The sequence below is a fragment of the Streptomyces sp. NPDC091387 genome (genome assembly GCF_044756945.1).
Classification (GTDB): Bacteria; Actinomycetota; Actinomycetes; order Streptomycetales; family Streptomycetaceae; genus Streptomyces.
In genome coordinates, this window is record NZ_JBIVTZ010000006.1 from 164,858 (window position 1) to 179,389 (window position 14,532).

Below are 14,532 nucleotides of genomic sequence, written 5' to 3' on the forward strand. Positions count from 1 at the left end.
TCGGTCCGGGCGGGGGAAACCGGTTCCTGCGGACTGACCAGCCGATACGACCTCGGCGAAACGGTCACGAACGGGCACAGGCGAAGCTGTGAAGAGCCTGGTCGCCATGGGTGCCTTGCTTGTACAAACGACTTATGAGCCCGAACGGGGCCTGGTTCGCAGCAAACGCAGGGAAGTGTGTCGTGGACACCGACGAGCGCCGACGAGAGATCCTCAAGATCGCCCGACGTGACGGGTCGGTGGAAGTGACCGCACTGGCCGGGACGCTTCAGGTGGCCAAGGAGACCGTCCGGCGCGATCTGCACACCCTGGAGGAGCACGGTCTCGTACGCCGTACCCACGGCGGCGCCTATCCGGTGGAGAGCGCGGGCTTCGAGACGACGCTGGCCGCACGCGCCAGCCGGCTCATACCCCAGAAGTCCAGGATCGCGGCGGCCGCGGCCGACCTCATCGGTGACGCGGAGACCGTATTCATCGACGAGGGTCACACGCCCATGCTCGTCGCCGAGGTGCTGCCCAGGAGCCGGCCCCTGACCGTGGTCACCGCGTCGCTCGCCGTGGCGACCGTTCTCGCCGACGCGGAGAAGATCACCGTGCTGCTTCTCGGCGGCAGACTGCGCGGCTCCACGATGGCCACGGTCGACCACTGGACGACCCGGATGCTCGCCGGATTCGTCATCGACCTGGCGTACGTAGGAGCGAACGGGATCTCCCGTGAGTTCGGCCTGACCACGCCCGACCCGGCGGTGAGCGAGGTGAAGGCCCAGGCCATGCGCAGCGCCCGACGGCGTGTCTTCGCCGGGATCCACACCAAGTTCGGCGCCGTGAGCTTCTGTCGCTTCGCCGAGGTCGGCGACTTCGAGTCCATCGTCACCGACACGGGTCTGCCCTCGGCCGAGGCGCAGCGCTACTCGCGACTCGGCCCGCAGGTCATCCGCGTCTGACGCCCCTCGCGGGCCCCGTCCCCGCGGTCTTCGTACCGAGTACCCGGAAGCCCCGCCCGTCAGCCGGGATGGCTGACATGCCCCTTACAGGAAATCCCTCGATGACGAGTGATCAGGAGAACCACATGCTCCACCACCAGGAACGTCGACGCAGGCTGAGTGTCCGTCTGGGTACGGGCGCCGCCCTCACGGCCCTGCTCGCCGGGTGCAGCGGCGCGGGCGGCGGCACCTCGTCCAGCGGCAACGACGAGATCAACGTGCTCATGGTGAACAACCCGCAGATGGTCGAGTTGCAGAAGCTCACCGCGGACAACTTCACGAAAGAGACCGGCATCAAGGTCCACTTCACGGTCCTGCCGGAGAACGACGTCCGCGACAAGATCACCCAGGACTTCTCCAACCAGGCCGGCCAGTACGACGTCGCCACCATCAGCAACTTCGAGGTGCCGTTCTACGCGAAGAACGGCTGGCTGCACCCGCTCGACGACTACACGGCCAAGGACAAGACCTTCGACCAGAAGGACATCCTGAAGCCCCTGCAGGAATCCCTCACCGCCGAGGACGGCAAGCTCTACGCCGAGCCGTTCTACGGCGAGTCGTCCTTCCTCATGTACCGCAAGGACGTCTTCGCCGAGAAGAACCTGAAGATGCCGGCGAAGCCCACCTGGCAGCAGGTCGCCGATCTCGCGGCCGAGGCGGACGGCGCCAAGACGGGTATGAAGGGCATCTGTCTGCGCGGTCTGCCCGGCTGGGGCGAGGTCATCGCCCCGCTGACCACCGTCGTCAACACCATGGGCGGCACCTGGTTCGACAAGGACTGGAACGCGAAGCTCGACTCCCCGGAGTTCAAGAAGGCCGTCCAGTTCTACGTCGACCTGGTGAGGAAACACGGCGAGGCGGGTGCGCCCCAGGCCGGCTACGCCGAGTGCCTCAACAACATGACGCAGGGCAAGACGGCCATGTGGTACGACGCCACCGCGGGCGCCGGATCGCTGGAGGCCTCCGGCTCCCCGGTCAAGGGCAAGGTCGGATACGTGGCCGCCCCCGTCGAGAAGACCGACAGCTCCGGCTGGCTCTACACCTGGGCCTGGGGCATGCAGAAGGCCTCCAAGAAGACCGACAGCGCCTGGAAGTTCATCTCCTGGGCCTCCGGCAAGGAGTACGAGAACCTCGTCGGCAAGACGGTCGGCTGGCCCAACGTGCCCGCCGGCAAGCGCGCGTCGACGTACTCCAACCCCGACTACCTCAAGGACGCCTCCGCGTTCGCCAGTGTCACCCAGCAGGCCATCTCCAGCGCGAACCCGCGTGACCCCGGCACCCAGCCCCGGCCGACCGTCGGCATCCAGTTCGTCGACATCCCGGAGTTCACCGACCTGGGCACCAAGGTCTCGCAGGAGATCAGCTCCGCCATCGCTGGCCGCCAGTCGGTGTCCGACGCCCTGAAGGCCTCGCAGGCGCTCGCCGAAAAGGTCGGCAAGGAGCAGAAGTGAGTGCCCCAGTCTCCACTCCGGAACTCGTCCCGGCCGGCGCGCCAGACGTCTCCCAGCCCCGCACCACCGCAAAGGCGCCCGGCCGGGCCCGTGCCTGGGCCACCCGCGCCCCGCTGCTGCCCGCCCTGATCTTCCTGATAGCCGTGACCCAACTGCCTTTCGTGGCAACGGTAGTGGTCTCGTTCTTCGACTGGAACTCGCTCTCGCCCGACGAACGCAGCTTCAGCGCGTTCGCCAACTACGGGGAGGTGTTCAGCGATCCGAGCCTGCGGGACTCGGTGTTCACCACGGTCCTGCTCACGGCGAGCGTCGTGATCGTGAGCGTCGTGCTCGGGCTCCTCCTCGCCCTGCTGCTCGACCGCAAGTTCATCGGTCGCGGATTCGTCCGCACGCTGCTGATCACGCCCTTCCTGCTGGTGCCCGTCTCGGCGGCGCTGATGTGGAAGCACCTGCTGTACAACCCCGAGTACGGCCTGCTGAACGGGGGCTGGGCATGGTTCACCGGACTGTTCGGCGTCGACAGCCCCGGACAGCCCGACTGGATCTCCGACATGCCGCTGGTCGCGGTCGCGACCGCCCTCGTCTGGCAGTGGACCCCGTTCATGATGCTCATCCTGCTCGCCGGGCTGCAGAGCCGCTCCAGCGAACAGATGGAGGCCGCGCGGCTGGACGGCGCGAACGCCTGGCAGATGTTCTGCTACCTGACACTGCCCCACCTGCGCCGTTACCTGGAGCTCGGCGTACTGCTCGGCTCGATCTACATCGTGCAGAACTTCGACGCGGTGTTCACCATCACCGCCGGCGGCCTCGGCACGGCCAACCTCCCCTACACGATCTATCAGACCTTCTACCAGGCTCACGAATACGGACTGGCGTCCGCCGCAGGCGTGGTCGTGGTGATCGGCACCATCGTCGTCGCGACGTTCGCCCTGCGTGTGGTCTCGTCCCTCTTCAGCGAGGAGGCACGCCGCGCATGAGTACCCTGACCGCTCCGCACACCCCAGAGGCGGGCCGCGGCGACCACGCCCGCGCGGCACGCAGAGGCAGGCGACGCTCCACCGTTCTCGGCCTGATCGCCTGGGTCGTCGGCATCGTCTTCTGCGCACCCGCACTCTGGATGCTGCTCACCTCCTTCCACTCGGAGGCCGACGCGGCGACCAACCCGCCGTCGCTCGGCGCCTCCCTCACCCTCGACGGCTACCGGGTGTTCTTCGGCGCCGACGGAGGGGCGAGCCCCTGGCCGCCGCTGATCAACTCCCTGACGGCATCCGTGTTCTCCACGCTCTTCGTGCTCGTGCTGGCGCTCCCCGCCGCGTACGCGCTCTCGATCAAGCGCGTGGAGAAGTGGACGGACGTGATGTTCTTCTTCCTGTCCACGAAGATGCTGCCGGTCGTCGCGGGGCTGCTGCCCGTGTACCTGTTCGCCAAGAACACCGGGATGCTGGACAACATCTGGTTCCTCGTCATCCTCTACACCTCGATGAACCTGCCGATCGCGGTGTGGATGATGCAGTCGTTCCTGGCGGACGTGCCGGTCTCCATCATCGAGGCCGCACAGGTCGACGGCGCCCGGCTGCCCACGGTGCTGATCAGGGTGGTGGCGCCGGTCGCCGCGCCCGGTATCGCGGCCACCTCGCTGATCTGCTTCATCTTCAGCTGGAACGAGCTGCTCTTCGCCCGGGTGCTCACCGGGGTGGCTGCCGGGACCGCACCGGTCTTCCTGACGAGCGTCGTCACCAGCCAGGGACTCTTCCTCGCCCAGCTGTGCGCCGCGTCCGTCGTCGTGTCCCTGCCGGTGCTCGCCGCCGGCTTCGCCGCCCAGGACAAACTCGTCCAGGGCCTTTCTCTTGGAGCTGTCAAATGAGGGCTGCGATCATCGAGTCCATCGGCAAGGTGTCGGTCGAGACCGTCCCCGACCCCACCCCGGGCCCCCGCGACGTGGTCGTCGCCGTCAAGGCCTGCGGACTCTGCGGCACCGATCTGCACATCCTGCAGGGCGAGTTCGCACCCGCGCTGCCGATCATCCCCGGCCACGAGTTCGCGGGCGAGATCGTCGAGACCGGCTCCGAGGTGACCGAGCTGTCCGTCGGCGACAACGTCGCCGTCGATCCGTCGCTGCACTGCCACGAATGCCACTACTGCCGCAGCGGCCGCGGGAACCTCTGCGACAACTGGAACGCGATCGGGGTCAGCAAGCCCGGCGGGGCCGCCGAGTTCGCCGTCGCCCCGGTGGCGAACTGTGTGAAGCTCCCGGACCACGTCGACGTACGTACCGCGGCGCTGATCGAACCGCTGTCCTGCGCGGTGCGCGGCTACGACGTGCTCAGGTCCACGCTCGGGGCCAACGTGCTCATCTACGGCTCCGGCACCATGGGGCTGATGATGCTGGAGCTCGCCAAGCGCACTGGCGCCGCCTCCGTGGACGTGCTGGACCTCAACCCCGACCGGCTGACCACCGCGGAGAAGCTCGGCGTCTCGCGCTCCGCCGCCTCGGCCGACGAGCTGGAGACGGTACGCGGCTGGGACGTCGTCGTCGACGCCACCGGCAACGCGGGCGCCATCCAGGACGGGCTGGGCCGGGTCGCCAAGGGCGGCACGTTCCTCCAGTTCGGGGTCGCCGACTACGCGACGACAGCGGTCATCGAGCCGTACCGGATCTACAACCAGGAGATCACGATCACCGGCTCGATGGCGGTGCTGCACAGCTACGAGCGGGCCGCCGCTCTGTTCGCCGGGGGAGTGATCGACCCCGCGGTCTTCATCAGCGACCGGCTGCCGCTGGAGCAGTACCCCGCGGCCCTGGAGCGGTTCAAGGCGGGGCTGGGCCGCAAGATCGTGGTCGAGCCGTGAGCGGTGGCCCCGATGCCGTACTGGTGATGGGCGAGGCGCTCATCGACCTGGTGCCCGCCGCGGACGATCCGGGGACGCACCGGGCCCAGCCGGGCGGAGCCCCCGCCAACGTCGCCGTCGGGCTCGCCCGGCTGGGCACGCCCAGCTGGTTCGCGGGGGCGCTCGGCGGCGACGGATTCGCCCGGCTGATCGAGGAGCGGCTGCTCTTTGCCGGTACGGAACTGGGCCTGTGCGCACGCTCGGAGCTGCCCACCGCACTCGCGGTGGCAGACCCGGGCCCCGACGGCACCGCCGGCTACCACTTCCATCTGCGGGACACTGCCACCTTCCGGCTGCCGGAGCGCACGGCCGACGTGGGCCGCTTCGGCGCCGTGTACGCGGGCGGACTCGCCGCGGTCGTCCCGCCCGCCGCCGAGGCGGTGGCCGCGACCGCGCGCGCCGGGGCCGGGCACTCCGTGCTGGTGGTCGACCCCAACGTGCGCGAGGACCGCACGCTCGACCACCGGTCCGCCGTGCGCCGGCTGCGGGACCTGTGCGAACTGGCCCAGGTCCTCAAGGTCAGCGACGAAGACATGGCAGCGCTCTGGCCGGGCGCCGCCCCAGAGGAGACCTGCGCACAACTGGCCGCGGAGAACCGTTTGGTGGTGCTCACCCGTGGTCCCGCGGGCAGCACGGCCTTCACCCGGGACCTGGGACAGGTCTCCGTCCCCGCGGTCCGGGTCGACGTGGTCAACACGATCGGCGCGGGCGACGCGTTCATGGCGGGGGTGCTCAACTGGCTGGGCGATGCCGGAGCGTTCCGCGACGGCGGCGCCACACGGCTGTCGCGCGAACGGGCGGCCGAGATGCTGACGTTCGCCTCGCAGGTGGCGGCGACGGTGGTCACGCAGTCGGGGACCGAGCCCTCCCGGCCACGCCGCGACGGCACACCGACGCCGGCCGGGGTGAGACAGGGGTGACACGGCCTCCCGTCAGGGCGCGTCCGGCGACGCGTCCTGACGGGCGCTGACGATGGTGACCTTGACGTGCTTCATGATCGGCTGGTCGCTCTGGGTGCTGTAGTCGCTGAGCGCGCACAGCACGTTCATCTCCGGCATGTAGCCCGCGGCGCAGCCTCGGGGGATGTCGTGGGGGACGGCGAGGTAGCCGTGGAGAGACCGCTGACTGCCGTCCTTCGCGGTGCTGGTGATGTCCACCGGCCCCAGGTCGGCGATTGCGCGTTCGCGCATGTCGGCGCGGTTCATGAACACGAGCGTGCGCAGGTTCTTGACGCCGCGGTAGCGGTCGTTGTCGGAGTAGATGGTGGTGTTCCACTGGTCGTGGGACCGCATCGTGCCGAGCGCCAGGGTGCCGGGGGCCGGAACGACGTCGGGCAGGACGGCGCTGGAGAACTCGGCGCGTCCGGACGGGGTGAGGAAGACCAGCTCGCGGGCGGGCTGCTTGATCCGGAAGCCGAGGGGCAGACGCACCCGGCGGTTGAAGTCCTCGAAGCCGTCGAGCACCTTGGCCATGGTGTCCCGGATCCGGTCGTAGTCCTCGATGTACCACTCCCAGGGCGTGGCGCTGTCGGGCAGGGCCGCGCGGGCCATCCCGGCGACGATCGCCGGCTCGGACAGCAGCTGCGGTGAGGCGGGGCGCTTCATGCCGATCGACAGGTGGACCATGCTCATGGAGTCCTCGACGGACGTGCTCTGGACGCCCTTGCGCTGATGGTCCTTCTCGGTACGGCCGAGACACGGGAGGATGAGGGCTCGGCGGCCGTGGACGATGTGGCTGCGGTTCAGCTTGGTGCTCACCTGGACGGTGAGGTCGCACGACCGCAGCGCCGCGTACGTGTACGGGGTGTCGGGCGCGGCGAGGGCGAAGTTCCCGCCCATGCCCACGAACACCTTCACCTCGCCGCTGTGCATCGCCGGGATGGTGCGGACGGTATCCAGGCCGTGCTCGCGGGGCGGGTCGATGCCGCAGACCTCGGCGAGGCGGTCGAGGAACTCACCGGAGGGGCGGTGATCGATGCCGCAGGTGCGATTGCCCTGGACGTTGCTGTGCCCCCGCACGGGGCAGGGGCCCGCTCCCTCACGTCCCAGATTGCCGCGCAGCAGGAGCAGGTTGACGATCTCCCGGACGGTGTCGACGCCGTGTTCGTGCTGGGTGAGACCCAGACACCAGCTGATGATGCTGCGGTCGGCCTCGCCGTACACGCGTGCGGCCTTGAGGACGTCCGCGCGGGTCAGCCCGGACTGGTTCTCGATCTCCTCCCACGACGTGGCCTCGCACAGTGCGCGGTATTCCTCGAAGCCCGTGGTGTGGCGGTCGATGAACTCCCGGTCCAGCGCCTTGGGGTCCGTCGCGGACTGCTCCAGGACCGCCTTGGCCATGCCCCGCAGGAGAGCCATGTCGCCGCCGATGCGGGGCTGCAGGTTCAGTGTGCTGGTCCGGGTCGGCCGGAAGAGGGCCATGTCCACGAAGTCGTGGGGGACGATGGTACGCGTGGCAGCGGCCTCGACCATCGGGTTGACGTGCACGATCCGGGCACCGCGGCGGTAGGCCTCGGCCAGGGCGGTGAGCATCCGGGGCGCGTTGGAGGCGGCGTTGACCCCGAGGATGAACAGCGCGTCGGCGCTCTCCCAGTCCTTGAGGTCGACCGTCCCCTTGCCCGTGCCCAGAGAGGCGCGCAGACCTCGGCCGCTGGCCTCGTGACACATGTTGGAGCAGTCCGGCAGGTTGTTCGTACCGAGTTCACGGGCCATCAGCTGGTAGAGGAACGTGGCCTCGTTGCCGAGGCGGCCCGACGTGTAGAACGATGCCTGGTCGGGGCTGTCCAGCCCGCGCAGAGCACCGCCGACCAGCTCGAACGCGTCCTTCCAGCTGATCGGGACGTAGTGGTCGCTGTCGGCGTCGTAGACCATCGGCTCGGTCAGCCGGCCCTGGTTCTCGAGGTTGTAGTCGCTCCACCCGGACAGCTCGGTCACCGAGTGGGCGGCGAAGAACTCACGTCCGACCCGCTTTCGGGTCATCTCCCAGGTGACGTGCTTGATCCCGTTCTCGCAGATGTCCAGATGCAGCCCCTTGGTGTCGTCGGGCCAGGCGCATCCGGGGCAGTCGAACCCGGAGTTCTCGTGGTTCATCCGCATGATCGCCCGTGGACCGTCCACCGGCGCGCCCTCCCGTACCAGAAAACTGGTCACGCTCCTGGCCGCGCCCCAGCCCGCAGCGGGGTGGCGATACGGGTGGAACTCCGGGTCCCCTTCGGGTGTGGGCCCCATTTCGGGCTCCAGGCGTTCCGGGTCGTCACTGTCGGCGCTCACAACTCTCGACCTTCCGGTATCCAGGCAAAGGGGGCGGAGTGCTACTTCTGGGCAAAGTATGTCCGCGCGTCGGCGCGCGCCACCCCGAATGCCCGTCCCGGCGGGCCACGCATTTTCATGCGCTCCAATATCACGATGTGTACGCGGTTGCGTATATTCCGTGCCATTCGACGCTCGCGGCCGGGCAGCACTCATGACTCATGAGTACCGGGACCACGCGGTCGTGTACGCCCCCCCGCCCCTCGCGAGCCCGCCCCCAAGTGACGTTCCACCTGGGGGCGGGCTCGGATGCGGCCGGACCGCGGATCAGCGTCTGTGCGACCTGCCGGGCCCCCAGCCACTGCCTACCCCGGCCACGTGCAACGCCAGGACCGTCAGACCGAGCAGCATCACGTTCACGGAGGAGAACGTGTCGTTGGTCGCGATGTCGGCGGCGTTGATCAGGAAGGAGACGAAGAAGAGTACGGCTGCGACTATTCCGAGCATGGATGGAACTCCTGTTCTCATGTGGGTGAAACCCATGTGCCCACGTTCCACCCGCTCATACGTCAACGCGGCCGCCGCTGCTCACGCCGACGTGCTCCGCCCCCGCCCCGCCACCGCGGCGGATGTCGTGCTCCGACCAATCCTTCCGGCCGATGGCACCGAATAGACGACATCAGCGACCGAACGCGGTTCCGGTTTCGTACCGGTACCGCCGGAAGGGGATGCGTCTTCGTGAAAGCCCGCCGTTCAACCCGTCTGACCGCTCTGCTGGCCGTACCCGCCGCGCTCACGCTCTGCGCGGCCGCGCCTGCCATGGCGCACGACGGTCATGCCGCCGGCGGCACCGTGAAAGCTGCCGGCGGTGACACGTACCAGATCGATCTGAAGCAGTTGAACGACTCCGGCGCGAGTGGCACGGCCCTGGTCAGCGTGGAGGGCGACAAGCTCACGGTGAAGATCGAGGCCGAAGGTCTGGTGCCCGGTCAGCCGCACGCCCAGCACATCCACGGTTCGACCGACGGCCATGACTTCAGCTGCCCGGACATGAGCGCGGACAAGGACGGTGACGGCATCGTCAGCACGGCCGAGGGCCTGCCGGTGTACGGGGACATCAACATCTCCCTGACGACCAAGGGAGACACGTCCAAGGACAGCGGCCTCGCCGTCGACCGGATGCCCGTCGCGGACGAGGACGGCAAGCTGAGCTACTCCCGGACGATCGCGGTCTCGCAGGCCGTGACCGAGCACATCAAGGATCTGCACGTCGTCCAGCACGGCATCGACCCGAACAGCAACGACAAGTACGACTTCGGCAAGGGCAAGAGCGAACTCGACCCGAAGCTGCCTCAGGAGGCCACCGCTCCGGCGAGCTGCGGCATGGTCAAGGGCGCTGCCGTCGGCTCCATGCCGGCCGGCGGTGTCGAGACCGGCGGCGGGACCACCGCGGGCGTGGAGTCGCCCGGTCTGCTCGCAGCGGGTGGCGCGGCCGTTCTCGCGGCCGGCGGACTGTTCGTCGTACGGCGCCGGGCGCGCACGGCGGACGCCCGGCACGACGGCTGAGGCGTTCCGCACCGATGGATGATGCCCCGTCGGATACTCCGTGACGGCCGGACGCAGGGACAGGTGAAGCGATGAACGGGACGCCCGACAACGGAGAGCACCGCACGAGATCCCGGCGGCGCGATGTCACGCTCGTCGCCCTCGCCGCCGCTCTGCTTCTGACCGGTGGGCTGCTGCTGGCGCTGGGAACGAGCCGGCAGCAGCCCGCTCCGCCCGCCCCCGCCGCCGGCAAGGGAGGCCCGGCCCGCACCGCACAACCCCCGGCGCGGCAGGAGGCGGGGATCGCGTCGCCGTCCGGCGAGCCGCGCACCGCGCCGCTGCCCGCGTCCCGGCCCGTCAGCATCACGATCCCCTCGCTCAAGGTGACCTCCACCCTGGAGGAACTCGGGCTCGGCAAGGACCGCGCCATGGAGACCCCCCGGGACCCGGACAAAGCGGGCTGGTACCGCCCCGGAGCCACGCCCGGAGCCGTGGGGCCCGCCGTGATAGCGGGGCACGTCACCTGGAACGGCGCCCCGGGGGTGTTCTTCGGGCTCGGCCGGCTCGGTCCCGGCGACCGGATCAGCGTCAGGCGCGCGGACGGCCGGACCGCAGAGTTCACCGTCGACCGGACCGCCCGCTACCCCAAAGACCGGTTCCCGACGGTCGAGGTCTACCGCAACCTGGACCACGCCGGGCTCCGCCTGATCACCTGCGGTGGCGACTACTCCAAGAGTGACAGCCGCTACGCCGACAACGTCGTCGTGTACGCCACTCTCACCGGCAGCCACGGTCAGGCATGGAGCGTGTCCCGTTGAGGGGATAGCCAGGAAAAGGGGTTCCCGGACGGGCCGAACCTGACGATCGCGCACTCGGCCGCCCACGCGGGGGCCTTCGAGGCGGTCATGGCCATGCCGGCAGAGGGCGGTGGGTTGCGTCCGGCGACCGGTTCGAGCACCCAGCCGCCTGATCGGGCCGCGAGCCGCAATACCCCGGCCCAGTTCGCGATCCTCCCGATGCGCACGTGCCACGAATCCTCTGCGAACGGGGCCAACCGCCCGCTGTGGAGGGGGTTGGTGGCGGCGCCGATGTCTTTGATCACGTGCCGTTCGACCGCGTCACGGTCCCAGCGGCCTTCCTGCGCTTCTTCTACGGCGGCCTCCCACCACTTCCACCCGTCGTCGAGCCGGGCCGCGAACGTGTCCATAGGGTCAGGCTTCCATCCACGAGGCTGCGGATCGGTAGATCGGCTGACCAAGGAGACAGACAGGACTTCTCGGACACGACCTGGGGGCTCCTGGGCCCGAACAGGTGAAGGCGGTGCCGAATCCAGCCCGGTTTCCAATCCGCGGGCGCCGCCGCTCCGAATGACTGCTGAGGCGGGGCTCACGGCGAGAGGTCCGCCTCAGCCGCTCGGGGCCGGGTCGGCAACCTGGCAGGATCCGGCCCCGAGCGTGTGTCACCCCATGCGTGCACCGGGCGTGTCGGCGGGACCCAGCCACCCCACGGGACCGCGGTCCGGGGAGCCGGAACTCCTTTGGTGGCTCCCGCCGTCCGGTGCGCAGGTCCCGTGCCGGCTGCACACCTCCACTCGTCGAGCCGGGGCGGGACCAGCGGTCTGCCAGTGCCTGCAACTGGCAGGCCGCACCCCTCCTTCAGGCCTCGATGCGCCCGGTCAGCGCCGGCGGCTCCGTCGCGGTCCGGGCGAGAGGCCGTGTCGACTGCCTGACCTGCGGTTATTCCCGGACGGATGAATTCCTCGCCGCGGGCCTCGACTGCCCGGCCCCGGACGCTCGCGCCGACACGGCGAATGTCGGCCACTTTGTGATCCACGCGGGGCGTTCCGGCTACGGGGTGCCGAGGAGCCGACACCATCCGTCGCGGGTCGAATCACGCGTGGTGGCGCGGGTGCGGTGACGGATCACCTCAGGATCCGCCTCCCCGCGCCGCCGTTCCTGGCCCCGGATCGACGCGTGGCCTATTCCTGGACGCGGTGTCGATTTTCAGACGAAACGTTAAATCTGCCGTTTCGGACGGCACCGCACTGGCCGATATTGTCCCGGAAGGCCTGGTTCATTGTTTGGTGGGGATGAGCACACCGCTCACGTTCAGGACTTCGTGGCACTCCTGCGCCCGACGCCCGGTGGCCGGTGTGCCCGGCTTCGCACAGGTCACGTTGATGGTCACGGTGTCGTTCTCAGTGATCTTGATAGGGGTGACCCAGTGATAGTCCTGGTTACGGAAGGTCTCCAGCGCGATCGTGGTGATCTTGCGGTCGCCGAACTTGATCGTCATCACCCCTTCGTCGCCCTGGAAGTTGGCGACGACGATGTCCGTGATTCCGAAGGTCCGGTCCTCGGGCACCGGATACGTACCGGTCTTGGTCGCCCCGCTCGGGGTCTTCAGGTCGATGGTCGCCGAGCTCTGCTGGCCCGCGCCCCCCGAGGTGTCGCCGCCCGTTCCTGCCGTGGTCCCGGGGCTCGCTCCCGGCTGCGCGCCCTTGTCCCCGCCGGGCTGGGAGCCCGTGTCGCCGCCGGAACCGGTGCCCGGCGACTGCCCGTCCTGCGTCCCGCCCGGATTGGGGCGTGCCTGGACCTCCTTGGTGGCGGCCTCCTTCGCCGCGCTGCGCACCGCCGGACGGACCAGGGTGAACCAGGCGAGCAGCAGTGCGAGCAGCGCCGCGAGCACCACGAGCAGCCACTTCGGGAAGATTGGAATCTGGACGAACTCGGCGCTGAGGGGCGGCCGGACTACGGTCTCGTCCCGCCGTTCCTCCTTCTGCTCACCGGACTCACTGGACTCGGTGGTGTCGACGGTGAACGGCCACACCACGGGGGAGCCGAACCACACCGGCTTGCCCGTGCGGACCCGCAGCCGGACCTCCGCCGATGCGCCGGGCTCCAGCTTCGGCTTCGCCGGGCTGAAGGTGAACCGCAGCTCCTCGCCCGCCTGACCGGGCGTGAAGCCCACCTGTGCCGAGGAGTTGCCCAGGTTGCGCACCGCCAGCCGGTAGCGGCCGCGCAGCCAGCCGCGTCGGCGGCGCGGCGCGAGCTCGGTGTGCAGCTCGCGGAACTCCTCGACGTGCACCGTGGTTTCGGGGACTCGCGCCGACTCGGGGTGCTCGGCCGGCAGCACCCGCACGCCGAGGGGTATCTCACCGGGCCGGGTATCCGGCGAACGCGGTGGCTCCAGGCGGATCGTCACCGTCTCGGACGTGCCGGGATAGAGGGAGACCCGCGGGGGCTCCACGGTGGCCCAGGGAGCGCAGTCCCCGACGACCTCCAGGCTGTACGCCTCGACGATGTCGCTGTCGTTGCGGACGGTCAGGCTGGTCGTGGCAGTGCTGCCCGGCGCCACCGTCACCGCCGGGATGTCGAGGCCGGGCGCGCTGGGGCCGGAAGAGGCTGCAGAAGGCGTCACACCGCCACGGTAGGACCGCACCACGCCCGCGACGAGGAGCGCAAGGGCAAGACCCGGGCAGTTGCGGTGCCCGGGAAGTCCAGACCAACTCCACTATCTCGATGAGCTGTTGATCCATACGTCCCCTCACGCGCGCCGCCCCAGGGGCGCTCGCACCGGCCGTCGATCCGCTCTCACTCCTTCCGACCGCGAACTCATGAAACAGGAACTCCGCCCATGACCTGCCCAGAGCAGTACCGCCCGGCCGTCTCCGCCACCACCCCACGTCTCTCCGTCCAGGCACCGGCCGCACACCGGAGCTCCCACCCCGATCGGCAGGACCAGGTCACCGTCGCCGTGTACGCCGCCGATCCGGTCCTGCACGTCGGCGTCGTCCAGCAGTTACGCCGACGCCCCGAGGTCAGCCTGCTCGACGAGGCCGAGGCGGAGCACGCCCAGGTCTCGCTGGTGGTCGTCGACAGCGTCGACGACGACGTGACGGCCCTGCTGCACCGCCTGCGGCACAACACCGCGACCCGCACCGGCCTCGTGGTCGGCACCCTCGGCGCGGGCGCGCTGCAACGCGTCATCGAGTGCGGCGTCTCTGCGGTACTGCGCCGCGCCGAGGCCGACCAGGACCAGCTCCTCCATCTGGTCCTGGCGATAGCCAACGGCGAGGGCGTGCTCCCCGGCGATCTGCTCGGCAAGCTCCTCACCCACGTGGGCAGCCTGCAGCGTTCGGCGCTCGACCCCCGGAGCCTGTCGCTGTCCACGCTGACCACACGCGAGGCGGACATGCTGCGCCTGGTCTCCGAGGGCCTGGACACCGTGGAGATAGCCCGCAAGACCGCGTACTCGGAACGGACCGTCAAGAACGTTCTGCACGAGATCATCACGCGCCTGCAACTGCGCAACCGGGCCCACGCGGTCGGCTACGCACTGCGCAACGGGCTGATCTGACGTCGGCCGGGCACCCCGGCACTGCCCGAAAGCGCACCGCACGTTTCCCCCGGGTAC

The 14,532-nt window shown here is 69.4% G+C and carries 13 protein-coding genes; 9 read left to right on the forward strand and 4 right to left on the reverse strand.

The features are described from left to right. Nucleotides 1-182 precede the first annotated feature (182 nt). The 6 genes from ACIQM0_RS14590 (at nt 183) to ACIQM0_RS14615 (ending at nt 6,243) form a co-directional block, all read left to right on the forward strand. Nucleotides 183-944, forward strand: a complete 762-nt coding sequence (locus ACIQM0_RS14590; protein WP_401286277.1) for a DeoR/GlpR family DNA-binding transcription regulator — start codon at nt 183-185, stop codon at nt 942-944. A gap of 125 nt (nt 945-1,069) precedes the next feature. Then, nucleotides 1,070-2,434 carry an ABC transporter substrate-binding protein gene (locus ACIQM0_RS14595; RefSeq protein WP_401286455.1) on the forward strand — a complete coding sequence of 455 codons (1,365 nt, stop codon included), beginning with the start codon at nt 1,070-1,072 and terminating at the stop codon, nt 2,432-2,434. After that, entirely contained in the window at nt 2,431-3,411 is a 981-nt protein-coding gene (locus ACIQM0_RS14600) for a carbohydrate ABC transporter permease (protein WP_401286278.1), read from the forward strand. Before ACIQM0_RS14595 ends, ACIQM0_RS14600 begins: the two co-directional genes overlap by 4 nt. Next, nucleotides 3,408-4,298: a carbohydrate ABC transporter permease gene (locus ACIQM0_RS14605; protein WP_401286279.1), complete on the forward strand. Its 891-nt coding sequence runs from the start codon at nt 3,408-3,410 to the stop codon at nt 4,296-4,298. The genes ACIQM0_RS14600 and ACIQM0_RS14605 overlap by 4 nt, the downstream gene beginning before the upstream one ends. Then, nucleotides 4,295-5,284, forward strand: a complete 990-nt coding sequence (locus ACIQM0_RS14610) for a zinc-dependent alcohol dehydrogenase family protein (RefSeq protein ID WP_401286280.1) — start codon at nt 4,295-4,297, stop codon at nt 5,282-5,284. Before ACIQM0_RS14605 ends, ACIQM0_RS14610 begins: the two co-directional genes overlap by 4 nt. Next, entirely contained in the window at nt 5,281-6,243 is a 963-nt protein-coding gene (locus ACIQM0_RS14615; RefSeq protein WP_401286281.1) for a PfkB family carbohydrate kinase, read from the forward strand. Before ACIQM0_RS14610 ends, ACIQM0_RS14615 begins: the two co-directional genes overlap by 4 nt. A gap of 12 nt (nt 6,244-6,255) precedes the next feature. Here the strand turns inward: ACIQM0_RS14615 and ACIQM0_RS14620 are convergent, their stop codons facing one another. Further along, nucleotides 6,256-8,550 carry an FdhF/YdeP family oxidoreductase gene (locus ACIQM0_RS14620; RefSeq protein ID WP_401286456.1) on the reverse strand — a complete coding sequence of 765 codons (2,295 nt, stop codon included), beginning with the start codon at nt 8,548-8,550 and terminating at the stop codon, nt 6,256-6,258. Nucleotides 8,551-8,898: 348 nt separating this feature from the next. Continuing rightward, nucleotides 8,899-9,078 carry a hypothetical protein gene (locus ACIQM0_RS14625; RefSeq protein WP_363022525.1) on the reverse strand — a complete coding sequence of 60 codons (180 nt, stop codon included), beginning with the start codon at nt 9,076-9,078 and terminating at the stop codon, nt 8,899-8,901. Nucleotides 9,079-9,309: 231 nt separating this feature from the next. Between ACIQM0_RS14625 and ACIQM0_RS14630 the strand changes: the two genes are divergently transcribed. Together ACIQM0_RS14630 and ACIQM0_RS14635 are read left to right on the forward strand one after the other, a co-directional pair. Then, entirely contained in the window at nt 9,310-10,137 is an 828-nt protein-coding gene (locus ACIQM0_RS14630; RefSeq protein ID WP_401286282.1) for a hypothetical protein, read from the forward strand. Nucleotides 10,138-10,208: 71 nt separating this feature from the next. Beyond that, nucleotides 10,209-10,934, forward strand: coding sequence for a class F sortase (locus ACIQM0_RS14635; RefSeq protein ID WP_401286283.1), 726 nt, complete (start codon nt 10,209-10,211; stop codon nt 10,932-10,934). On the opposite strand, the gene ACIQM0_RS14640 is transcribed toward ACIQM0_RS14635, so the two are convergent. Together ACIQM0_RS14640 and ACIQM0_RS14645 are read right to left on the reverse strand one after the other, a co-directional pair. Continuing rightward, nucleotides 10,910-11,323, reverse strand: a complete 414-nt coding sequence (locus ACIQM0_RS14640; RefSeq protein ID WP_401286284.1) for a hypothetical protein — start codon at nt 11,321-11,323, stop codon at nt 10,910-10,912. The two genes, ACIQM0_RS14635 and ACIQM0_RS14640, sit on opposite strands and share 25 nt — an antisense overlap. An 866-nt stretch (nt 11,324-12,189) precedes the next feature. Continuing rightward, the gene (locus tag ACIQM0_RS14645; RefSeq protein WP_401286285.1) at nt 12,190-13,536 is read right to left on the reverse strand and encodes a hydrolytic protein; all 1,347 of its coding nucleotides are present in this window, start codon (nt 13,534-13,536) and stop codon (nt 12,190-12,192) included. A gap of 216 nt (nt 13,537-13,752) precedes the next feature. On the opposite strand from ACIQM0_RS14645, the gene ACIQM0_RS14650 reads away from it, so the two are divergent. Next, complete coding sequence (locus ACIQM0_RS14650; protein WP_401286286.1) at nt 13,753-14,475, forward strand: LuxR C-terminal-related transcriptional regulator; 723 nt, start codon at nt 13,753-13,755, stop codon at nt 14,473-14,475. Nucleotides 14,476-14,532 lie beyond the last annotated feature (57 nt).

What these genes read in the sequence shown, in the direction of transcription:
- ACIQM0_RS14595 (WP_401286455.1), top strand. Translation starts at nt 1,070, where the DNA reads ATGCTCCACCACCAGGAACGTCGACGCAGGCTGAGTGTCCGTCTGGGT.
- ACIQM0_RS14605 (WP_401286279.1), top strand. Translation starts at nt 3,408, where the DNA reads ATGAGTACCCTGACCGCTCCGCACACCCCAGAGGCGGGCCGCGGCGAC.
- ACIQM0_RS14610 (WP_401286280.1), top strand. Translation starts at nt 4,295, where the DNA reads ATGAGGGCTGCGATCATCGAGTCCATCGGCAAGGTGTCGGTCGAGACC.
- ACIQM0_RS14620 (WP_401286456.1), bottom strand. Translation starts at nt 8,550, where the DNA reads ATGGGGCCCACACCCGAAGGGGACCCGGAGTTCCACCCGTATCGCCAC.
- ACIQM0_RS14625 (WP_363022525.1), bottom strand. Translation starts at nt 9,078, where the DNA reads ATGCTCGGAATAGTCGCAGCCGTACTCTTCTTCGTCTCCTTCCTGATC.
- ACIQM0_RS14635 (WP_401286283.1), top strand. Translation starts at nt 10,209, where the DNA reads ATGAACGGGACGCCCGACAACGGAGAGCACCGCACGAGATCCCGGCGG.
- ACIQM0_RS14640 (WP_401286284.1), bottom strand. Translation starts at nt 11,323, where the DNA reads ATGGACACGTTCGCGGCCCGGCTCGACGACGGGTGGAAGTGGTGGGAG.
- ACIQM0_RS14650 (WP_401286286.1), top strand. Translation starts at nt 13,753, where the DNA reads ATGACCTGCCCAGAGCAGTACCGCCCGGCCGTCTCCGCCACCACCCCA.